The organism is Comamonas endophytica (genome assembly GCF_023634805.2).
GTDB lineage: Bacteria > Pseudomonadota > Gammaproteobacteria > Burkholderiales > Burkholderiaceae_C > Comamonas > Comamonas endophytica.
Window position 1 is genome coordinate 306,788 of record NZ_CP106882.1, and the last position, 19,804, is coordinate 326,591.

The 19,804-nt window shown below is 68.5% G+C and carries 18 protein-coding genes and 1 pseudogene; 10 read left to right on the top strand and 9 right to left on the bottom strand.

Annotation, left to right across the window (positions count from 1 at the left end; translation table 11 throughout):
* Nucleotides 1-83: 83 nt before the first annotated feature.
* The 3 genes from M9799_RS18390 (at nt 84) to M9799_RS18400 (ending at nt 2,707) form a co-directional block, all read left to right on the top strand.
* Nucleotides 84-569 carry an Lrp/AsnC family transcriptional regulator gene (locus M9799_RS18390; protein ID WP_231043790.1) on the top strand — a complete coding sequence of 162 codons (486 nt, stop codon included), beginning with the start codon at nt 84-86 and terminating at the stop codon, nt 567-569.
* A gap of 114 nt (nt 570-683) precedes the next feature.
* Nucleotides 684-1,766, top strand: coding sequence for an ornithine cyclodeaminase (locus M9799_RS18395; protein ID WP_231043789.1), 1,083 nt, complete (start codon nt 684-686; stop codon nt 1,764-1,766).
* A gap of 11 nt (nt 1,767-1,777) precedes the next feature.
* Nucleotides 1,778-2,707 (top strand): arginase, encoded by a 930-nt coding sequence (locus M9799_RS18400; protein WP_231043788.1) that lies wholly within the window; start codon nt 1,778-1,780, stop codon nt 2,705-2,707.
* Between the two features lie 8 nt (nt 2,708-2,715).
* Here the strand turns inward: M9799_RS18400 and M9799_RS18405 are convergent, their stop codons facing one another.
* The gene (locus M9799_RS18405) at nt 2,716-2,859 is read right to left on the bottom strand and encodes a hypothetical protein (RefSeq protein WP_231043787.1); all 144 of its coding nucleotides are present in this window, start codon (nt 2,857-2,859) and stop codon (nt 2,716-2,718) included.
* Here M9799_RS18405 and M9799_RS18410 point away from each other — a divergent pair.
* Both M9799_RS18410 and M9799_RS18415 read left to right on the top strand, forming a co-directional pair.
* On the top strand, nt 2,858-3,118 hold the full coding sequence (locus M9799_RS18410; RefSeq protein WP_231043786.1) for a hypothetical protein: 261 nt from the start codon (nt 2,858-2,860) through the stop codon (nt 3,116-3,118). The genes M9799_RS18405 and M9799_RS18410 overlap by 2 nt on opposite strands.
* Entirely contained in the window at nt 3,112-3,288 is a 177-nt protein-coding gene (locus M9799_RS18415; protein WP_231043785.1) for a hypothetical protein, read from the top strand. The genes M9799_RS18410 and M9799_RS18415 overlap by 7 nt, the downstream gene beginning before the upstream one ends.
* On the opposite strand, the gene M9799_RS18420 is transcribed toward M9799_RS18415, so the two are convergent.
* The gene (locus tag M9799_RS18420) at nt 3,282-3,701 is read right to left on the bottom strand and encodes a Cd(II)/Pb(II)-responsive transcriptional regulator (protein WP_231043784.1); all 420 of its coding nucleotides are present in this window, start codon (nt 3,699-3,701) and stop codon (nt 3,282-3,284) included. The two genes, M9799_RS18415 and M9799_RS18420, sit on opposite strands and share 7 nt — an antisense overlap.
* Before the next feature lie 104 nt (nt 3,702-3,805).
* Here M9799_RS18420 and M9799_RS18425 point away from each other — a divergent pair, with 104 nt between their 5' ends.
* Nucleotides 3,806-4,441, top strand: a complete 636-nt coding sequence (locus tag M9799_RS18425; RefSeq protein ID WP_231043783.1) for a cation efflux transmembrane domain-containing protein — start codon at nt 3,806-3,808, stop codon at nt 4,439-4,441.
* 4 nt (nt 4,442-4,445) lie between these two features.
* Here the strand turns inward: M9799_RS18425 and M9799_RS18430 are convergent, their stop codons facing one another.
* Nucleotides 4,446-6,752: an FdhF/YdeP family oxidoreductase gene (locus tag M9799_RS18430; protein ID WP_231043782.1), complete on the bottom strand. Its 2,307-nt coding sequence runs from the start codon at nt 6,750-6,752 to the stop codon at nt 4,446-4,448.
* A gap of 290 nt (nt 6,753-7,042) precedes the next feature.
* Between M9799_RS18430 and M9799_RS18435 the strand changes: the two genes are divergently transcribed.
* Nucleotides 7,043-7,777, top strand: a complete 735-nt coding sequence (locus tag M9799_RS18435) for a hypothetical protein (RefSeq protein WP_231043781.1) — start codon at nt 7,043-7,045, stop codon at nt 7,775-7,777.
* Between the two features lie 135 nt (nt 7,778-7,912).
* A complete protein-coding gene (locus tag M9799_RS18440; protein WP_231043780.1) occupies nt 7,913-9,025 on the top strand; it encodes an S-(hydroxymethyl)glutathione dehydrogenase/class III alcohol dehydrogenase in 1,113 nt (370 codons plus the stop codon).
* A 42-nt stretch (nt 9,026-9,067) separates the two neighbouring features.
* Here the strand turns inward: M9799_RS18440 and M9799_RS18445 are convergent.
* Nucleotides 9,068-9,263: pseudogene (locus M9799_RS18445) on the bottom strand (DMT family transporter); the annotation flags it as partial.
* 289 nt (nt 9,264-9,552) lie between these two features.
* On the opposite strand from M9799_RS18445, the gene M9799_RS18450 reads away from it, so the two are divergent.
* Complete coding sequence (locus M9799_RS18450; protein WP_231043779.1) at nt 9,553-11,502, top strand: S9 family peptidase; 1,950 nt, start codon at nt 9,553-9,555, stop codon at nt 11,500-11,502.
* Nucleotides 11,503-11,899: 397 nt separating this feature from the next.
* Nucleotides 11,900-12,298, top strand: coding sequence for a BLUF domain-containing protein (locus M9799_RS18455; protein WP_231043778.1), 399 nt, complete (start codon nt 11,900-11,902; stop codon nt 12,296-12,298).
* Nucleotides 12,299-12,304: 6 nt separating this feature from the next.
* Here the strand turns inward: M9799_RS18455 and pdeM are convergent, their stop codons facing one another.
* From pdeM to yjjJ, 5 genes are all read right to left on the bottom strand, one after another.
* A complete protein-coding gene (gene pdeM, locus M9799_RS18460) occupies nt 12,305-12,997 on the bottom strand; it encodes a ligase-associated DNA damage response endonuclease PdeM (protein ID WP_231043777.1) in 693 nt (230 codons plus the stop codon).
* Nucleotides 12,994-15,636: a ligase-associated DNA damage response DEXH box helicase gene (locus M9799_RS18465; RefSeq protein ID WP_231043776.1), complete on the bottom strand. Its 2,643-nt coding sequence runs from the start codon at nt 15,634-15,636 to the stop codon at nt 12,994-12,996. The genes pdeM and M9799_RS18465 overlap by 4 nt, the downstream gene beginning before the upstream one ends.
* Nucleotides 15,636-17,288, bottom strand: coding sequence for an ATP-dependent DNA ligase (locus M9799_RS18470; RefSeq protein WP_231043775.1), 1,653 nt, complete (start codon nt 17,286-17,288; stop codon nt 15,636-15,638). Before M9799_RS18470 ends, M9799_RS18465 begins: the two co-directional genes overlap by 1 nt.
* Nucleotides 17,285-18,340: a ligase-associated DNA damage response exonuclease gene (locus M9799_RS18475; RefSeq protein WP_231043774.1), complete on the bottom strand. Its 1,056-nt coding sequence runs from the start codon at nt 18,338-18,340 to the stop codon at nt 17,285-17,287. The genes M9799_RS18470 and M9799_RS18475 overlap by 4 nt, the downstream gene beginning before the upstream one ends.
* Before the next feature lie 91 nt (nt 18,341-18,431).
* Complete coding sequence (gene yjjJ / locus M9799_RS18480; RefSeq protein WP_231043773.1) at nt 18,432-19,775, bottom strand: type II toxin-antitoxin system HipA family toxin YjjJ; 1,344 nt, start codon at nt 19,773-19,775, stop codon at nt 18,432-18,434.
* Between the last annotated feature and the right edge of the window lie 29 nt (nt 19,776-19,804).

Sequence of the window (19,804 nt, forward strand, 5' to 3'; positions counted from 1 at the left end):
TATTTTCTTAAGCTGCTGCCATGCCGCAGCGCGGGACTGATAAGCTGAGCGGGCGCGGGTTCGCCAGCCCGCAAGGAGGCCCGATGCCGCTGGATGCCATTGACTACCAGATCCTCGAGCTGCTGCAGCGGCAGGGCCGCAGCAGCGCGCGCGCCATTGCCGAGCGCGTGCACCTTTCCCCGCGCGCCACGCTGGCACGCATCCGCGCGCTGGAGCAGCAGGGCCATCTGCGCGGCTACCACGCCGAGCTCGACCGCGCGCTGCTGGGCGCGCATGCCGCGGTGTTTGCCGAGGTTGCATTGAAGGACCAGCGGCCCGCCACCGCCGCGCTCTTCGAACGCCACGCGCTGGCCTGCCCCGAGGTCGTCGCCTGTCATCTGGTCAGCGGACGCTTCGACTATCTGGTGCGCTTTTGCTGCCGCGACCTGGCGCACTATCACGCGCTCACCAATGCCTGGCTCGACCAGCCGCTGCTGGGCATCGAGAAGATCGTCACCAGCACCGAGCTGAAGACGGTCAAGGAATTCAGCGGTTTTCCGCTGCTCGGCGCGCCGCGCCGAAGCGGCTGAGCCGGGACGCGCCTTCAGCCGTTTCGGCTGTGCCGGCAGCGGTTTTGCGCGTTTGCTGCATGCATGCGCGTCCTAGACTGGAACGGCAGCCGCGCGGGGCGGCAGGAGGCAAAAATGACCAACTACCTGGGCGTTGCACAACTGCAGCGCATGCTGGCGCAGGTCGGCGCCGAAACCATGATGGAGCGCATTGCGGATGGCATCCGCGACGACTTCCGGCGCTGGCACAGCTTCGAGAAATGCGCGCGCACCGCCAACCACTCGTCCCTGGGCGTGATCGAGCTGATGCCGGTCTCGGACGAGAAATACTTCGCCTTCAAGTATGTCAACGGCCACCCGCGCAATCCGCTGCGCCGGTTGCCTACGGTGATGGCGTTCGGCGTGCTGGCCGAGGTGGCGACCGGCTATCCGCTGCTGCTGAGCGAGCTGACCATCACCACCGCGCTGCGCACCGCGGCGACTTCGGTCGTGGCAGCGCGGCAGCTGGCACGCGCCGACAGCCGCAGCATGGCGCTGATCGGCAACGGCGCGCAAAGCGAGTTCCAGGCGATTGCCTTCATGCAGGCGCTGGGCATCCGCGAGATCCGCGCCTATGACGTGGACCCCGCGGCCACCGAGCGCATGATGGCCAATCTTGCGCCCTACGTGCGCGCAGGCCGGCTGCAGGTGCGGGCCATGGGCTCGGTGCGCGAGGCGGTGGCTGGCGCCGATATCGTCACCACCATCACCGCCGACAAGTCCCGCGCCCGCATCCTGGCGCTGGACATGGTGGAGCCCGGCATGCACATCAACGCGGTGGGGGGCGACTGTCCGGGCAAGACCGAGCTCGATCCTGGCATCCTGGAGCGCGCCACGGTGGCGGTGGAATATGCGCCGCAGACGCGCATCGAAGGCGAAGTGCAGCAGATGCCCGCGGATTTTCCCGTGGTGGAGCTGTGGCAGCTGCTCGATGGCGGCGGCCGGCGCTCGGACGACGAGATCACGGTCTTCGACTCGGTGGGCTTTGCGCTCGAAGACCTGTCGGCGCTGCGCTACCTGCACCAGACCGCGAGCGCGCTGAACCTGGGGCAGCCGTTGGACCTGATCGTGCGCATGGACGACCCCAAGGATCTCTATGGCTGCGCGCTCGGCAGTGCCGCCGCGCCTGCCGCCGTGCCTACCGCCGTGCCTAACGCCGTGCCTAACGCCGTGCATTGAGGAGCGGCAGCATGGACCAGGCGCGCAAACCATTGCACATCGTCAGCGCGGCCGTTGGCGAGGGCGCCGGCGACAGCGGCTGCAAGTACGCGGCCAGCGCGCTGCTGGCCTCGGGCATGGCGCAGGCCCTTGCCGATGCGGGCCGCGAGGTCCATGCCGGGACCGCGGTGGCGTCCGACCCGCTGCAGGCCAGCGACCGCATGGACACCATCGCGCGCTTCAACCACGCGCTGGCCGAAGCCGTGCTGCCGCTGGCGCGCGGCGGCGCGCAGCTGCTGGTGCTGGGCGGGGACCATTCCTGCGCCATCGGCAGCTGGAGCGGCATGGCCCAGGCGCTGCGCCCGCAGGGCCCGCTCGGGCTGATCTGGATCGATGCGCATCTCGATGCGCACACGCCCGATTCCTCGGAGTCCAACGCTCCACATGGCATGCCGCTGGCGGCGCTGCTCGGCCATGGCTGCGCGGCATTCACCCAGCTCTTTGGCTGGAGCGGCAAGATCCGCCCCGAGCACCTGTTCATCATCGGCGCGCGCAGCTATGAGAGCGCCGAACGCATCCTGCTCGACTCGCTGGGCGTGCGGGTGTTCTTCATGGAGGAGGTCGCGCGCGAAGGCTTCGAGAGCTGCTTTGCGCAGGCGCGGGAAAAGGTGGGCGCGGAATGCGCCGGCTGGGGCGTGAGCATGGATATCGATGGGCTCGATCCGCTCGATGCGCCCGCGACCGGCACGCCCGTGGCGCACGGCATTTCGCTGGCCGAGGCCACGGCCGCGCTGCGCGGCTGCCGCGATGATCCGCGTTTCATGGGCCTGGAGATCGTCGAATACAACCCGCTGCACGACTTTGGCGGCAAGACCGCGCGCGCGGTACGGGCGCTGGCGGTGGCGGGGCTGGGGCAGGACGGGCCGGCGGCCGGCGCGGCGGCGGCCACCCCCGGCGCCTGAAGACGGGATCAGACGCTGCCGTGCACGGGCAGCGCGCCACCGCGCAGGGCGGTGGCCAGCTCGGACTGCACCTGGTCGCGGCTCCGGTCCTGTGCGGTGGACCGGGCCGGATAGTTGCCCGGCACCAGTTCATTGGCCTTCAGTCCGGTCATGCCATCGACGGGAACGCGCCGCCTGTCTTTGACCGAGGCAGGCCAGAGCTATCTGAGCCGGGTGCGCAATATCCTGCAGGACATAGACGAGGCCGATGCCGTGACGCGCAAGGTGATCGAGACCCACGCGATCCTGGTGGCGTCGCCCGCCTACCTGCAGCGCTGGGGCGCGCCGCGCTCGATGGCGCAGGCATTGCCGCGGCGGCGATGGACACCGTGGCTTCCTGGCTCGCGCGTGGCGAACTGGTCCGCGTGCTGAGTCCGTGGATCACCGGGCGCCTGGTGATGTACGCAGTGCTGCCCAGCCGCAAGTTCATTCCGCAGCGCACGCGGGTGTTTCTCGACGACCTGACCGAACAGGCGCGCGCGCAGGCGGGCACGGCGCTGCAGGCCTGTGCCGCTGGCCCCGCCCAAGCGCCGTCTCAATGACAGGCGCACGCCTCCCCGTGCGCCGCCCCCACCAGTTCCTTGAGGATGCCGCAGCTTTGATGGGCATGGTCGCCGCTGCAGGAGCGGCGCAGCTGCAGCAGTTGCCGCTCCAGCGCCTGCATGCTCAGCAGCCGGGCGCGCACGCGCGCCAGCTGTGCGTCCACCAGGGCGTCGACATCGAGGCAGGCGGCGCCAGGCGCGTCGATGGCTTGCAGCAGGCGCCGCACATCGGGCAGCGCGATATCCAGCGCCCGGCAGTGGCGGATGAAGGCCAGCCGCTCCAGATGCAGCGGGGCATAGTCGCGGTAGCCATTGGCCAGCCGCGCGGGCGCGGGCCACAGGCCCTGTTTTTCATAGAAGCGGATGGTTTCCATGTCCACGCCGGTGGCGCGCGCGAGTTCCTTGATCTGCATGGCATTCCCCATTGCCTGATGGGCGTAAGTGTAATTCGCCAGAGCACTTGACCCTGTAGCCGCTCCAGGGTTTTCAATGCGGGAATTCACTTCAGGAGTCCACCATGTCCAGCCATTGCTGCCACCATGAAACCCCGCAGATCAAGGATATCGAGAACCTGGGCCGCATGCGCCGCGTGCTCTGGGTCGCGCTGCTGGCCAACGCCGCGATGTTCGTGGTCGAGATCGCCAGCAGCCTGGGCTCCGGCTCGCTGTCGCTGTTGGCCGATGCCATCGACTTTGGCGGCGACGCGCTGAACTACGGCATCTCGCTGGCGGTGCTGGCCTCGGCGCTGGCCTGGCGCGCGCGCGCCGCGGTGCTCAAGGCGCTGTGCATGCTGGGCTTTGGCGCCTATGTGCTGGGCAGTGCGCTGTGGGCCGTGTGGAGCGGCAGCGTGCCGAACGCCACCACCATGGGAGTCGTGGCGGTGCTGGGCCTGCAAACCAATCTGGGCGTGGCCTGGATGCTGTATGCGTTCCGCCAGGGCGATGCCAACATGCGCAGCGTCTGGCTGTGCTCGCGCAACGATGCGATCGGCAACCTGGCGGTGCTGCTGGCCGCGGCCGGGGTGTTCGGCACGGGCAGCGCCTGGCCGGACCTGCTGGTGGCCAGCCTGATGGCGGCGCTGGCGCTGCATGGCGGCGCCAGCGTGCTGCGCCAGGCGCGCGCCGAACTGCGCGCCCCGGCCCCGGCGCGCTGATGCCTCAGCCGACGATGCCGGTATGCGCCCGCAGCAGCACCGGCACGGCCTTGGAGGTCGGCGTGCCCGCTCCCACTGCCGTGGCCGCCAGCGGCACCAGCGGGTTGGTCTCGGGATAGTAAGCGCCGATATTGCCGCGCGGGATGTCGTAGGCCACCAGGCGGAAACGCTCGGCGCGCCGCTCCTGGCCGTCGTCCCAGGCGGAGACCAGGTCCACCCAGTCACCGTCCTTGAAGCCCAGTTCGCGGATGTCCTCGGCGTGGATGAACACCACGCGGCGCTGGCCGAACACGCCGCGGTAGCGGTCGTCCATGCCGTAGACGGTGGTGTTGTACTGGTCGTGCGAGCGCATGGTCATCAGCGAGAACACCTGCTGATCGGGCAGACGCTCGGTGGCGCGGTGCACCGGCGTGTCGCGCGGCACGGCATGCGCCATGAAGCCGGCCTTGCGGCTGGCGGTATTCCATACGCGCTCGCTGGCGGTGTTGCGCAGCCTGAAGCCCCCGGGCTTGGCCACGCGCGCATTGAAGTCGTGGAAATCGTCGAACACCCGGGCGATCAGGTCGCGTATGCGCGCGTAGTCCTCGATCAGCCACAGCCAGGGCGTGCGGCTGCCCTTGCCGCCGGGGCCCGCCAGCGTGGCCGCGGCCAGGCGCGCGACGATGGCCGGCTCGGACAGCAGCAGCTCCGAGGCCGGCGCATTGATGCCGCCGGACAGGTGCACCATGCTCATCGAGTCCTCGACCGAGACGCTCTGCACGCCGCCGGCCTGCACATCGATCTCGGTGCGGCCCAGGCAGGGCAGGATCAGCGCGTCGCGTCCATGCACCAGGTGGCTGCGGTTGAGCTTGGTGGCGACATGCACCGTGAGATCGCAGCGGCGCAGCGCTTCCCAGGTGGCATCGGTGTCGGGCGCGGCGGCCGCGAAGTTGCCGCCCAGCGCGATGAACACCTTCCCGCGGCCTTCGAGCATCAGCCGGATGGCTTCCACCGTGTCGACTCCGTCGTCGCGCGGCGGCTCGAAGCCGAAGACCTGCTGGAGCCGGTCGAGCAGCGCCGCCGGGGGCTTTTCCCAGATGCCCATGCTGCGGTCGCCCTGCACATTGCTGTGGCCGCGCACGGGACAGGCGCCCGCGCCCGGGCGGCCCAGGTTGCCGCGCAGCAGCAGCAGGTTGACCAGCATCTGCACCGTGGCCACCGAATGCATGTGCTGCGTGATGCCCATTCCCCAGCAGACGATGGAGCTTGCCGCGCCGATATAGACCTCGCCGGCGGCGCGCATCTGCGCTTCGCCGAGCCCGGATTCGCGCTCCAGCACGGACCACTCCTCGGCCTGCAGATCCGCCGCCAGTGCCTCGAAGCCGCTGGTGTGCTCGGCAATGAAAGCGTGGTCGAGGACCCCGCCGCGCGCCGCCTCCTGCTCCAGCACATGCTTCATCATGCCCTTCACCGCCGCCAGGTCGCCGCCCGCGCGCACCTGGAAGTAATGGGTGCTGATGGGGGTGGCGCCCAGCGTTGCCATCTCCAGCTTGCTTTGCGGGTCCTGGAAACGCTCCAGGCCGCGCTCGTGCAGCGGGTTGAAACTGACGATGCGCGCGCCGCGCTTGTGCGCCGCGCGCAGCTCGCCGAGCATGCGCGGGTGGTTGGTGCCGGGGTTCTGGCCGAAGATGAAGATGGCCTCGGCATGCTCGAAGTCGTCCAGCGTCACCGTGCCCTTGCCCACGCCGATCTGCGCGCGCATGCCGTTGCCGCTGGCTTCGTGGCACATGTTCGAGCAGTCGGGGAAATTGTTGGTGCCGTATTCGCGCACGAACAGCTGGTAGAGAAAGGCCGCCTCGTTGCTGGCGCGCCCCGAGGTGTAGAAGATCGCCTGGTTCGGGTCCGGCAGGGCCTGCAGCTGCTGCGCAATCAGCGCAAAGGCCGCGTCCCATTCGACGGGCAGATAGCGGTCGCTTGCGGCGTCATAGCGCATCGGGTGCGTGAGCCGGCCCTGGTCCTCGAGCCAGAAGTCGCTTTGCGCCATCATCTCGGCCAGCGTATGGCGCGCGAAGAACTCGGGGCCCGCGCGCCGCGCGGTGGCTTCGGCGGCCACGGCCTTGGCGCCGTTCTCGCAGAACTCGAAGCTCGACGCATGGTTGCGGTCGGGCCAGGCGCAGCCCGGGCAGTCGAAGCCATCGGGCTGGTTGGCGGACAGCAGCGTCTTCGCGCCCTTGAGTGCGATGTCATGCCGCAGCAGTGTGTTCTTCACGCTGCGCAGCGCCCCCCATCCTCCCGCGGGGCCGTTGTAGAACTCGATTTTTTGCTCTGCCATGTGTCTAGCGATCCAGATGAAGGGCCACGCACCGCAAGCCGGAGCAGCCCGGACAGCATCCTATACGGATTGGACAGGCCGAATGCGACCCATGCAACTTGCGTGAAATAGTCAAATACTATTAAGATATAAATTCAGTTGATATAACAAATGCATCGAGTGTGGCGATGTACTTCCCACACGGCTTGCCTGAGGGCCAACTGAACCAGACACGACCGGCGCATCGCGCCCGCCGTTCCTCCCGCTTCTTCAGTATTGGAAAACCTATGCCTACCCCACCTCCGTCCCGCTTGCCCCCGGACTTCGACACCTTCGAGCTTCCTCCCTCCGTCTTCGGACTGGTGGCGCAGGAATTCGGCGGGCTTCCTCGTCCAGCCGACTTCAGTGCCTGGCTTGCCAGGCACCGGGAAGGCGGCGCCCCGGCCCACCACCCCGCGGCGCAGGCCGCCGAGCAGCCCGCTGAACCCAACCCGCCCGGCGCATGGAGCCCGGAACCGGCAGAGGTCGCCTATCGCGAGTTTCCCGCCTCGGCCGATGCCCGCCTTGCAGCCATGGAAAGCCTGGATCTCGGCCTCTCAGGCCATGAATGGGCGCGGCGCGAACTCGACTCCGAGGATTCCAGCCACACGTCGCCGGCCGCCGCGCAGCCGGGTCCAGCAGCGGAGCCCTATTATCTGACCCGATTGCAACTCCTTCAGGCGGCTATCGGACAACGGCAGGTCGAGCCCGGCGCCGACGATGCAGCTGCCGCCGGGGAAGTCGCCGAGATGGCGGATATGCCCGAGCTGGACGGGCTCGCGGCACCTGAAGCCCCCGAGGTGCCTGAAGGGGCTTTTTCACTGGATGCGCTCGATGCGCCGGAGGGGCCTGACGCTCCCATGACGCCCGATGCTCCCGCCACACCCGAGGCAGTGCTCCTGGAGGATGCAGCCGAGGCGCCTTTGACGCCAGTGGCAGGACTGCTGGGCGCCATGGCCCTTGCCGGACTGATCGGCCTCCAGCCCGAGGGCTTCAGCGGTTTCTGAAGGCGGCGCTGCGCGGCGCGCGGACTTTATCGGCGGCGGGGGTGCAAAGTTATCCAATAATGCACGCCATCCGCCCATGCATCCGGAGTGCGTCCGCCGCACCGCTGGGCATCCACCCACCCGAGGAAGAAATCCATGAAATCCCGCGCCGCCGTTGCCTTTGCCGCAGGCCAGCCCCTGCAGATCGTCGAGATCGATGTCGAGCCGCCACGCAAGGGCGAGGTCCTGGTCAGGATCACCCATACCGGCGTGTGCCACACCGACGCCTTCACGCTGTCCGGCGAGGATCCCGAGGGTATCTTTCCCGCCGTGCTGGGCCATGAAGGCGCAGGCATCGTCGTGGAAGTCGGCGAAGGCGTGACCAGCGTCAAGCCCGGCGACCATGTGATTCCGCTGTACACCGCGGAATGCAAGGAATGCCTGTTCTGCAAGTCCGGCAAGACCAACCTGTGCGTCGCAGTGCGCGCCACCCAGGGCAAGGGCCTGATGCCCGACGGCACGACGCGCTTTTCCTATGAAGGCAAGCCGATCTACCACTATATGGGCTGCTCCACCTTCAGCGAGTACACCGTGGTGGCCGAGGTCTCGCTGGCCAAGATCAACCCCGATGCCAACCCCGAGCAGGTCTGCCTGCTGGGCTGCGGCGTGACCACGGGCCTGGGCGCCGTGAAGAACACCGCCAAGGTCCAGCCCGGCGACTCGGTGGCGGTGTTCGGCCTGGGCGGCATCGGCCTGGCCGTGCTGCAGGGCGCCAAGCAGGCGCAGGCCGGGCGCATCATCGCCATCGACACCAACCCCTCGAAATTCGAGCTCGCGCGCACCTTCGGCGCCACCGACTGCATCAACCCCAAGGACTACGACAAGCCGATCCAGCAGGTCATCGTCGAGATGACGGGCTGGGGCGTGGACCACTCCTTCGAATGCATCGGCAATGTCAACGTGATGCGCGCCGCGCTCGAATGCGCGCACCGCGGCTGGGGCCAGTCGGTGATCATCGGCGTGGCCGGCGCGGGCCAGGAAATCTCCACCCGCCCCTTCCAGCTGGTCACCGGCCGGCGCTGGCTGGGCACGGCCTTTGGCGGCGTCAAGGGCCGTTCGGAGCTGCCGGGCATGGTGGAAGAGGCGATGCGCGGCGATATCCAGCTCGAGCCCTTCGTGACCCACACCATGCCGCTGACCGAGATCAACGAGGCCTTCGACCTGATGCACGAAGGCAAGTCGATCCGCTCGGTGGTGAACTACGCCTGAGGAAGAAAGCGGCGCCGCAATGGCGCCGCAGCTGTCGGGCGCTCAGCTCGGCAGCTTCATGAGCAGCAGGCCGGCGACGATCAGCACCGCCGCTAGCAGGCGCATCGGGCTGGCGGCCTCGCCCAGCACCGCGATGCGAAAACGCGCCCACGGCGCCAATGCCGCTCCAGATGATGTAGGCCGTGCCCAATGGAAGGGTGCGCATGGAAATCGACAGCAGCGCAAAGCTGACGAGCATGACGGCTTAATAGCCAGGATGGCCAGCAATGGCGGAGGTCGTCCCCAACCTCGAATTCCAGCGTCTTGGCCGCGGATGGAACGCAATGGCAGGCTCTTGAACCGAATGTTGCATCCTGTGCTGGGGGTGCGAGTTTTACCCTGGGGACGGCGGCCTGTTGTCTGACTTGGGCGCCAGTGGCACAGGCGTACTTTCAAGCTCGGGCCTCGGATCGGTTCCCCGCTCATCCGAGGCCTGGTCTGCCAAAAACACATCCACGCGTTGCCAAAACTACATGAAAGCCGAGCGCATGAGCCAATCCTTCGAAGCTGCCGACCTGCTTTTGCACCGCCATGTGACCGACATCAGCTGCTCCTGGGACGAAGGGCTCGCCGCCTGCTGCGTCGAGTCGGTCAATGAGGCCAAAGACAGCACCACCAGCGCCATCTGGATCTATCCAGCCAACGGGGACGCCCCCTGGCAGATGACTTCGGGCAACAACCAGGACAACCACCCGCGCTGGTCCCCCGATGGCAGCCAGCTGGCATTCATCTCCAACCGCAACGGCTCGATGCAGCTGTTCCTGATACCGCGCGATGGCGGCGAGGCGCGCCAGCTGGGTCTGCTCGACGGCGTCACCACCACCTCCGAATGGAGCCTGGATGGCAAGACCCTGCTGGTGATCGTCTCGGTGCAGGTGGACCCCAACCTGCGCGGCGCACGGCCCGGCCCGGATTCGCCGAAGCCGTCACAGGGCGACCCGCAGGTCGCCTGGAAGCTGCCCTACAAGGCGGACGGAATCGGCTACCAGCTCGGCAACGAAAGCCATCTCTTTGCCGTGGACGTCGCGACCGGCAAGGCCACACAGCTCACCGACGGCCCCTTCGATGTGAAATGCGCGCTGTTCTCCGCCGACGGCAAGCGCATCCTCTACACCCGCTCGCGCGAGGGCGACGAGTCGCACCGCACCGACCTGTGGATCATGGACCGCGATGGCTCCAACGCCCGGCAACTGACCACGACGCTGGCGCAGGTGCTGTTTCCCGCCTGGTCGCCCGACGAGCGCTGGGTGGTGTTTTCGGGCACGGTGGAAGAAGGCGACGCGCAGGTCCGGCTGTGGAGCCTGGAGCTGGAGTCGGGCGAGCTGCAGCCGCTGGGCGATGACTCGATCGAGATTTCCAACGAGGGCAGCAGCGTCCAGTTCGTCGGCAAGGACAGTTCGCGGGTGCTGGCGTTGATTGCCCGGCGCGGCGTGCATGCGATTGCCGAGATCACGGTACCGCAGGGCGAGATCAAGTGGCTGGTGGAAGGCGAGCGGCAGCTGTCGCAACTGATCGCCACGCGCGATTTCCTGGTCTACACGGCGGAGAGCATCGTTTCGCCGATGGAAGTGCACGCCTGCCGCCACGACGGCTCCGGGGAGAAGAGCCTGAGCCAGCTGAACCCCTGGTGGCAGGAGCGCAGGCGTGCAACAGTCGAGCGGCGCTACTTCGAGGTGCCCGATGGCAACGGCGGCACCGAGCGCATCGACGGCTGGCTGATACGGCCGGAAGGCACCAAGGGAGCCACGCCGCTGCTGGTGGATGTGCACGGCGGCCCGGCCAGCTTCACCCTGTTTGCCTATGCGCCCGCGGCCTACTGGTCCATGCTGTGGTCCAAGGGATGGTCGATCCTGGCGCTCAATGCGGTCGGGTCGTCGAGCTACGGCCGCGAGTTTGCCGACCGGCTGCGCGGGCGCTGGGGCGACATCGACCTGCCGCAGCATCTGGCTGCGGTGAAGGCCCTGCAGGACGAAGGCCTGGCCGACCAGCGCGTGGCCATGGCCGGCAAGTCCTACGGCGGCTTCATGTCCTGCTGGGCAGCAGGCCATACCGATGTCTTCAAGGCCGTGGTGCCGATGGCCTGCCTGACGCAGATCGACGCCCATTGGGGCACTTCGGACAGCGGCTACTACAGCGACAAATACGCCATGAAGGGAGACGATGCCGAAGCCCGCGAGCGCATGCATGATCAATCTCCCGTGGAGTATCTGCGCGGCTCGATGGTGCCGACGCTGCTGCTGCACGGCAAGGAGGATCAGCGCTGCCCGCTGGGCCAGGCCGAAAGCGCGTTCGTTATGCTGCGCCGCGGCGGCAACCAGAACTGCGAACTCGTGATGTATCCGGAAGCGAGCCATACCTTCACCAAGGAGGCCAAGCCCAGCCATCGCGTTGACGTCATGCAACGCATCGTGGAGTGGGTGACGCGCTGGACCGAGTAGGCCTTGGAGTCGTGCAATGGAGTCGCCAGACCTGTTGCACATAGCCAGCGACGTCATGCCGCCGGCTCCTCTGATCCCCTGCGATATCGCATGGGTCTTCGGCACCCGGCATGGCGTCGAGCAGTTCTGCACGGACACCCACGCGCTGTGCCAACTCGGTCAAAACTTATGCCTTTGTATAAGTATCCGACCTTTTTATTGGCTCCAGGCCTACAATGCCTGTAGGTACAACCTCTATCGACCGTGAACACCGGCTGTGTCACGCCGCTACAGGCTGAACATACTGTTGCGGGGCACCGCACCGGTTCTGCCCAAGGATGCCAACCCATCCCCACGCGGCAAGCTCTCTGGTCTTCTGCACCAGAGCCCGTGCGCACACCTCCACGATCGGTTCGCCTTGAACTCCAAGCTTTATTGCATCCTCTACCACAGCCGGCTGGCGCCCGATGCGCCGCTGTCCTGTATCTCCGACATCATCAAGACCGCGCGCAGCTTCAATTCCGCCCATGGGCTGACCGGCGTCCTGGTGTTTGACGGGCAGCACTTCCTGCAATACCTCGAAGGCCCGCAGATGGTCGTGCAGGACCTGCTGGTGAGCATTGCCCGGGACCCGCGGCATATGAATTTAACCCTCCAGCACCAGGGCCCCTGCCCGGGCGAGCGCCTGTTCAGGAACTGGTCGATGGGCTATGCGCTGGTCGACGACGCCGATCCCCTGGCCGACCTGGGCGAAGTGGTGGGCGAAGAGGCGCTGGCGCAGTTGCATGCGCTGGTGCCTACGCTGGATATTGCCTGAGAATGCTCACCCATCGCGCCCGCTCCAGGGCAGCGCGGTCACGGTCCCATCTCCCGTCGCATAGCAGCACAGCGTCCGCGCCGGCAGCTCCAGCGTGGTGCCGGTGAAGGCGCCAAAGGCAGGCAGGATCAGCAGCCCCGGGGCCTCGCAGAAGCACGGCAGGCGCGCGCGATCATAGGCGCGTCCGCGCAGCTGCACCGCCGGGTGCAGATGGCCGGCCAGTACCTGAGCCCCCTCCACCGTCTGCGGATGATGGCAGGCGGCAAAGGGGCCGATGCGAAAGGGCTCGTCCACGATATCGAAGCGCAGCGCGGGCGGCGGATCGCCCGCGTGGCTGTCGTGGTTGCCGCGCACCAGCACGCAGCGCAGCGCCGCATGCCGCTCGCGCCAGGTCGCCACCGGCGCGATGACCTGAGCCTGTTGCGCCGTGGCCGCATGCAGGAAGTCGCCCAGTACCACCAGGCTGCGCGCATCGAGCGTATCGATCAGGGTGCTCAGACGCTCCAGATTGTCGCGCGTGGTGCCCGAGGGCACGGGCTGGCCCAGCGCTCTGAAGCTGGCGGCCTTGCCCAGGTGCACGTCGGCGACGAACAGCGCGCGCTCGCGCGGCCACCACAGCGCGCGCTCGGGCAGCAAGGCCACGGTTTCGCCCGCCAGCGACAGGGCCAGCGCGCCTTGGGGGGGTTCATAGGGTTTCATTTTGTCGTGCGGCGCGTGCGCTCGCGCTTGCGCCGGGTGGGGGTTTCACTGCGGGTCTCGAGCGCCAGCGCGGCGTCGATGGCCCATTCGGGCGACTCGCGTTCGGCAAACACCTGCTGCGCCGGCGCATGCGCCGTGCCCACCGCCTCGCCGCCGGCGCTGCGCTCGAGCTCGGCCACCATGCGCGCGATGCGCTGCGCCAGCGGCTCGTTGCTGAGCTTTTCGCGAAAGCGCTCGACCATCAGCGGGAAGGCCAGTGGCGAGGGTTTTTGCAGTGCATGCAGCGACAGGCGCTGGCCCTGGATGCGCCCGAGCGCCGCCGCCAGCTGGCGCACATCGAGTTCCTGCGTCAGCAGCTCCTGCTCGGCCTGGGCCAGCAGGCCGTTGCGCGGGTCGTAGCGCTGGAACACCTCGTAGAACAGCGCGGCCGAGGCCTGCAGCTGGCGGTTGCTGCGGCGCTCGCCGGGGTGGCTCTGGAAGATCAGCCCGGCAATGCGCGCGATTTCCCTGAAGCGCCGGCGCGCCAGCTCGGTGGCATTGAGGCTGCCCAGCACCTCCACGAGCAGCTCATCGAGCGGCGGCAGCACGAGCAGCGAGGGCAGCCGCTCGGCCCAGTCGATGGGCGTGGCGCTCAGCAGCTCGAAGCCATAGTCGTTGAGCGCAATCGAGAAGGTGCCGGTCTGAGGCTGCGCGGCGCGCCAGGCGATCAGGCTGGCCAGGCCCAGGTGCACCTGACGCCCCGCAAACGGGTAGACAAACAGATGCCAGCCCTCGCGCGACTTGAAGGTCTCGGCCACCAGCGTCTGCGGCGTGGGCAGGCCCGACCAGCGCTGCTGGATCTCCAGCAGCGGCTGAACGCATTGCATCTCGGGGCTATTGAAACGTCCCTCGTCGGCAGCCTGCAGCTCGCGCAGCACCGCATCGGCCAGCGTGTTCGACAGCGGCATGCGCCCGCCATTCCAGCGCGGCAGTGCCGCGCGCCCGCTTGCTGCGCGGCGCACCAGCGCCGTCATCTGCTCGACGCGCACGAGTTCGAGCAGCCGGCCGCCGAACATGAAGGCGTCGCCGGGCTTGAGCCGCGCGATGAAGCTTTCCTCCACCGTGCCGAGCTTGGCGCCGCCCAGGTACTGCACGCTGATCGAGGCGTCGCTGACGATGGTGCCGATATTGACGCGGTGGCGCCGCGCCAGGCGCGCATCGGGCACGCGCCACACGCCCTCCTCGTCGGGCACGACGCGGTGGTAGTCGGGATAGGCGGCCAGCGACGGCCCGCCCTGGCGCACGAAGTCCAGGCACCACTGCCACTGTTCCTCATCGAGCTCGGCATAGGCCACGGTGCCGCGCACCTCGGCGAGCAGTTCCTCGGGCTTGAAGCCCCCGCCCAGCGCCACCGTCACCAGGTGCTGGACCATGACATCGAGCGGCGCGCGCGGGCTGGTGCGCGCCTCGATCTGCCCGGCATGCACCGCGGCGCGCGCCGCCGACGCTTCCAGCAGCTCCAGGCTGTGCGTCGGCACCAGGGTGATGCGCGACGGCCGGCCCGGGGCGTGGCCGGCGCGGCCCGCGCGCTGCACCAGCCGCGCCACGCCCTTGGCAGAGCCGATCTGCAGCACCCGGTCCACGGGCAGGAAGTCCACGCCCAGGTCCAGGCTGGAGGTACATACCGCCGCCTTCACGCGCCCTTCCTTGAGCCCGACCTCGACCCATTCGCGCACGCCGCGGTCCAGCGAGCCATGGTGCAGCGCCAGCACGCCGGCCCAGTCGGGCCGCGCCTCGAGCAGCGCGCTGTACCAGCGCTCGGCCTGAGAGCGCATGTTGGTGAAGACCAGGCAGCTGGCGCTCTCCTCGATGGCCTGCACCACCTGCGGCAGCATGCGCAGCCCCATGTGGCCGGCCCAGGCGAAGCGCTCGGCAGCGGCCGGCAGCAGCGTGTCGATGACCAGCGTCTTGTCGGTCTCGCCCTGCACCAGCACCGCGGGCCGGCCGTCGGTTTCGGGCGCAGAGCCCAAAAGCGTGCGCAGCGCCTCGTCGAGATTGCCCAGCGTGGCCGACAGCCCCCAGGTCATCAACGCCGGCTGGAACGTGCGCAGCCGCGCCAGCGCCAGCTGCGTCTGCACGCCGCGCTTGTTGCCCATCAGCTCGTGCCATTCGTCGACCACCGCGACACGCACGTTCTTGAGCAGCTCGCGCGCATCGGCGCGCGACAGCAGCAGCGTAAGGCTCTCGGGAGTGGTCACCAGCACCGTCGGCAGCCGCCGGTCCTGCGCGGCGCGCTGGCTGGAGCTCGTGTCGCCGCTGCGCAGGCCCGCGCTCCAGCCCGGGCACAGCGCCTGCATCGGCGCCTCGATGGAGCGCAGCGTGTCGGCAGCCAGCGCGCGCATCGGCGTGATCCACAGCACTGCCAGCGGCGGCGGCTTGCCCTTGGCGCCCTCGGGCGCGATCTCCTGGCGCAGCGCGCCCAGTGCACCGAGCCATACGGCCAGTGTCTTGCCGCTGCCGGTGCTCGAATGCAGCATGCCGCTGGCGCCGCGCGCCATCTCCGCCCAGACCTGGCGCTGGAAGGGGAAGGCCTTCCAGCCGCGTTCATCGATCCAGGCTTCAAGGGCAGGGTCGGTGTTCGGCTTCTTGCGCGCCGCCATCAGCCGGCTCCCGGCAGAAGCGCCTGCAGGGTCGCCAGCGTATCGGCCTCTTCCACCGGCTTGTCCTCACGGCGGCGCAGCATGCGCGGAAAGCGCACCGCGATGCCGCTCTTGTGCCGGCTGCTTTTGGCGATGCCCTCGAAGCCCAGCTCGAAGACCATAGTCGGCGTGACGCTGCGCACGGGTCCGAAGGTCTCCTGCGTGGTCTTGCGGATCACGGCATCGACGGCGCGGATCTCGGCATCCGTCAGCCCCGAGTAGGCTTTGGCGAAGGGCACCAGCTGGCGCGCGGGATCGTCCTGCGGCCCGTTCCACACGGCAAAGGTGTAGTCGGTGTAGAGGCTGGCGCGCCGGCCGCTGCCGCGTTGGGCATAGATCAGCACCGCATCGACCGACAGCGGGTCGATCTTCCATTTCCACCACACGCCCACATCCTTGGTGCGGCCCACGCCATACTGCGCATCGAGCCGCTTGAGCATCATGCCCTCGACGCCCAGCGCGCGCGCCTGCTCGCGCTGCACCGCCAGCTCCTCCCAGCTGCCGGCGCGCAGCAGCGGGCTCAGCTCCAGCTGCGGATGCGGGAAGGCCGCGGCCAGGTGCTCCAGCCGCGTGCGGCGTTCGTGCTGGGGCAGCGCGCGCAGATCGGCGCCGCCTTCTTCCAGCAGGTCGTAGACGCACAGCACCACCGGCAGATCGCGCAGCAGCTTGGGGCCCAGCGTCTTGCGGCCGATGCGCTGCTGCAGCTCGGCAAAGGGCTGGGCCCGGCCGTCGCGCCAGACCAGGATCTCGCCATCGAGCACCGTGCCGTCGGGCAGGCCCGCGCCCATGGCCTGCAGTTCCGGATAGCGGTCGCTGACCAGTTCCTCGCCACGGGTCCACACGGCCACCTGCCCTGCCCGCTTGACCAGCTGCGCGCGGATGCCATCCCATTTCCATTCGACCAGCCAGCCATCGGACGGCCCGAGCGTGGCATCGAACTGCGCCAGCGGGATGTTGAAGGGATGCGCCAGGAAGAACGGATAGGGCTGGCCGCCCTGCGCGCCGGTGCCGGCCTCTGCGTCCGCGGGCGCGACCAGCGCCGCATAGTCCTCGGCCGAGGGCTGCGCGCCGATGTGCGTGTAGCCCATCAGGCGCTGGGCGATCAGCTTGGCATCGATGCCGCTGACGGCGGCCAGCGCCTGCGTCACCTGCAGCCGCGATACGCCGACGCGGAAGGCTCCCGTGATCAGCTTGAAATACACCAGCCGCTGCCCGGGGGCCAGCATGCGCCACTGCGCCTGCAGCAGGCCCGCCAGTTCCTCGGGCGATTTGCCGCGCAGCGGCAGCAGGTGCTGCTGCATCCAGTCGGCCAGCGGCAGCTCCACGGCTTCCTCGGATTCGGGCAGCAGCAGCGCAATCGTCTCGGCCAGGTCGCCCACGGCGTGGTAGCTCTCATCGAACAGCCACTCCGGCAGCCCGGCCGCCAGGCGCGCCTGCTCGCGCAGCAGCTTCACCGGCACCAGCTGGCGCGGCTTGCCGCCGGCCAGGAAATACACCGCCCAGGCAGCGTCGCGCGCGGGCGCGGCGCGCAGGTATTGCTGCAGCGCGGCCTGCTTGGCCAGGCTGGCCGTGGAGGCGTCGAGCTGGCGGTAGAGTTCGGCAAAGGCTTTCATTCGGACGCGGGCGCCTCCTCGGCATCGGCGCGCGCCGCGGCATCGTCCGATTCGTCATGGTCGCCATATTCGGTGGTGAAGCCCTGGGCCTGCAGCCCCTGCTCGCAAAGCCAGCGCACCATCACGGCGACGCTGCCATGGGTGACGAAGATGCGTTCGGCGCCGGTCGCGAGAATCGCGGACTGCAGCCCGGGCCAGTCGGCATGGTCCGAGACCACGAAGCCGCGGTCCACGCCGCGGCGGCGGCGCGTGCCGCGCAGCTTCATCCAGCCGCTGGCAAAGGCATCCGAGGGGTTGGGAAAGCGGCGCATCCAGCTGGTGCGCCCGGCCGAAGGCGGGGCAATGACCAGCGCGCGCGACAGCATGGCTTTGTCCAGCGCCGGATCGGTCGCATGGAAGGTCGGCGGCAGCGCCACGCCGGCTTCGCGGTAGATCGCGTTGATCGGCTCGACGGCGCCATGCGCGACGATCGGCCCTATCGAGGCATCGACGCCATATTGCAGCCGCTGCGCCTTGCCCAGCGCATAGGCATAGAGCACCGACGCGCGCCCGGCCTCGGCGTTCGCGCGCCACCAGGCGTTGATGTCGGCAAACAGCTCGGGCTGCGTGGGCCAGCGGTAGATCGGCAGGCCGAAGGTGGATTCGGTGATGAAGGTATCGCAGCGCACCGGCTCGAAGGGCGCGCAGGTGCCGTCGTCCTCGAGCTTGTAGTCGCCCGAGGCGACCCAGACGCGCCCGCCATGCTCGAGCCGCACCTGCGCCGAGCCCAGCACGTGGCCCGCCGGATGCAGCGACAGCCGCACGCCGTGGTGCTCTATGGCCTCGCCGTAGGCCAGCGTCTGCAGCGTGATGTCCTGGCCCAGGCGCCGGCGCAGGATCGGCGCGCTGTCTTGGTGCGCGAGGTAATGCGCGCTGCCATAGCGCGCATGGTCGCTGTGCGCATGGGTGATGACCGCGCGCTCCACGGGCCGCCAGGGGTCGATATAGAAATCGCCGGGCGGGCAGTACAGCCCTTCGGGGCGGGCAATGATCAGGTCCGCTTCAGCACGCATGCTGTGGATGCTATGCGGGCCCTGGCAGGCGGGCTGTAGGACGGCGGCACGAAGCTCGGCAGTGCGCCACGGCGCTTGCAACCCGCAGTCCTCAGGCGATGCGCTCGATCCGCTGCATGGCCTGTTCCAGCTGCTCGGCAGTGGCCGCGACGCAAGGTGCGAAGCGCGGGCTCAGGCGCTTTTCGCCGCGCAGGCGCTCGGCATAGCGCAGCGCCAGCGCGTGCGCTTCGCGCCATATGGCCCCGCTGATCGCGGCAATGATGCGAGCGGGACGCAGCGTATCGGCCATGGCACCGCCAGTACGCGGCGCAAATGCCATGGGCGTCATGTCATAGGCCGGTGCCAGTCTGTAGGGCCGGCCACTTTCCGAGGTGAACGACAGATTGCCCGCATGCATGTCGGTGTTGCCGATGAGCACCCCATAGGCCCACAGCAGCTGGACCTGCGCCACGGCCTCGGGCAGCACCTGGCCCTCGCGCGCCAGTGCCTGGGTGCTGTCGAACCAGTTGCCGCCCTGGCCGACGAACTCGGCATCGAGCGCGGCCAGGGACAGCAGCGCCGACCGGCCCAGCGCGCCAATGCGGTCGAAGCGCACCACTTCGAGAAAGCGCTGACCGGCGCTGTCCACTATCGCACTGCGCGCCGCGGGCACGCCGGCTGCATGCAGTGTCTCCAGCGCGTGATGCTCGGCCAGCAGCAGATCGCGCCAGCGCTCGGCCACGGCATTGTCCTCACGTGCGCTGAACTTGACGATCACGTGGGCCGGACCGCCCTGCGTCTGCACATAGGCCGTGAACTTGGGCTGCTCCCCGCCTGCCGAGGAACCGGGCAGCTCACCAGCATCGGCACTCGCCGCCAGCGCGACATAGGTGCGCGCCCGGCCCTGCAGCGCCACGGGCTCGGGCGCGGGCAGGTCTATGAACATCTGCTCGGCGCGTTCGCCCACCAGCAGATTGCCCGCAAGATCATGCCCATGCTGCTGCAGCGCCTGGATCACATCCGCATCGCTCCAGTCGCCCAGCCGTTCGGGCAGACGCAGGACGGCGGCATTCCTGCGCGCATACGCACGGCCCAGATAACCCTGCGGGCGCATATCGAACAGCCACCAGGGCAATCCGTCGGTATAGCCGCTCTTGCCGCCCTCGGCAACCAGCACGAAGCCCTCGGGGCGCACCGGCCGAAGCACGCCCAGGCGCTGCAGCTGTCCTTCGGCCGTCACCCGGGAAACCGGGGCAACGAGATGCGCGCGCGCCTTGTCCTGCAAGGCATAGTGAATAGCACCTTGAATAGCGACTTTCAAGACGTCTGTAGCGATGCTTTTGAGCACACGGGACATCGTGGGCTGGCTGACGGCGAGAGCGACGCAAAGCTCCTGGCTGGTGCGAGGACCGGAAGCCAGCAGCTGTTCGATACGTTGGGCATGGAGGTTGTTCACCCACGCATGATGCCAGAATGAATATCGCC

Excerpts from the sequence above, each read along its gene's own strand:
- M9799_RS18390 (WP_231043790.1), top strand. The coding sequence starts at position 84 with ATGCCGCTGGATGCCATTGACTACCAGATCCTCGAGCTGCTGCAGCGG.
- M9799_RS18395 (WP_231043789.1), top strand. The coding sequence starts at position 684 with ATGACCAACTACCTGGGCGTTGCACAACTGCAGCGCATGCTGGCGCAG.
- M9799_RS18400 (WP_231043788.1), top strand. The coding sequence starts at position 1,778 with ATGGACCAGGCGCGCAAACCATTGCACATCGTCAGCGCGGCCGTTGGC.
- M9799_RS18410 (WP_231043786.1), top strand. The coding sequence starts at position 2,858 with ATGCCATCGACGGGAACGCGCCGCCTGTCTTTGACCGAGGCAGGCCAG.
- M9799_RS18405 (WP_231043787.1), bottom strand. The coding sequence starts at position 2,859 with ATGACCGGACTGAAGGCCAATGAACTGGTGCCGGGCAACTATCCGGCC.
- M9799_RS18420 (WP_231043784.1), bottom strand. The coding sequence starts at position 3,701 with ATGCAGATCAAGGAACTCGCGCGCGCCACCGGCGTGGACATGGAAACC.
- M9799_RS18425 (WP_231043783.1), top strand. The coding sequence starts at position 3,806 with ATGTCCAGCCATTGCTGCCACCATGAAACCCCGCAGATCAAGGATATC.
- M9799_RS18430 (WP_231043782.1), bottom strand. The coding sequence starts at position 6,752 with ATGGCAGAGCAAAAAATCGAGTTCTACAACGGCCCCGCGGGAGGATGG.
- M9799_RS18440 (WP_231043780.1), top strand. The coding sequence starts at position 7,913 with ATGAAATCCCGCGCCGCCGTTGCCTTTGCCGCAGGCCAGCCCCTGCAG.
- M9799_RS18450 (WP_231043779.1), top strand. The coding sequence starts at position 9,553 with ATGAGCCAATCCTTCGAAGCTGCCGACCTGCTTTTGCACCGCCATGTG.
- pdeM (WP_231043777.1), bottom strand. The coding sequence starts at position 12,997 with ATGAAACCCTATGAACCCCCCCAAGGCGCGCTGGCCCTGTCGCTGGCG.
- M9799_RS18465 (WP_231043776.1), bottom strand. The coding sequence starts at position 15,636 with ATGGCGGCGCGCAAGAAGCCGAACACCGACCCTGCCCTTGAAGCCTGG.
- M9799_RS18470 (WP_231043775.1), bottom strand. The coding sequence starts at position 17,288 with ATGAAAGCCTTTGCCGAACTCTACCGCCAGCTCGACGCCTCCACGGCC.
- M9799_RS18475 (WP_231043774.1), bottom strand. The coding sequence starts at position 18,340 with ATGCGTGCTGAAGCGGACCTGATCATTGCCCGCCCCGAAGGGCTGTAC.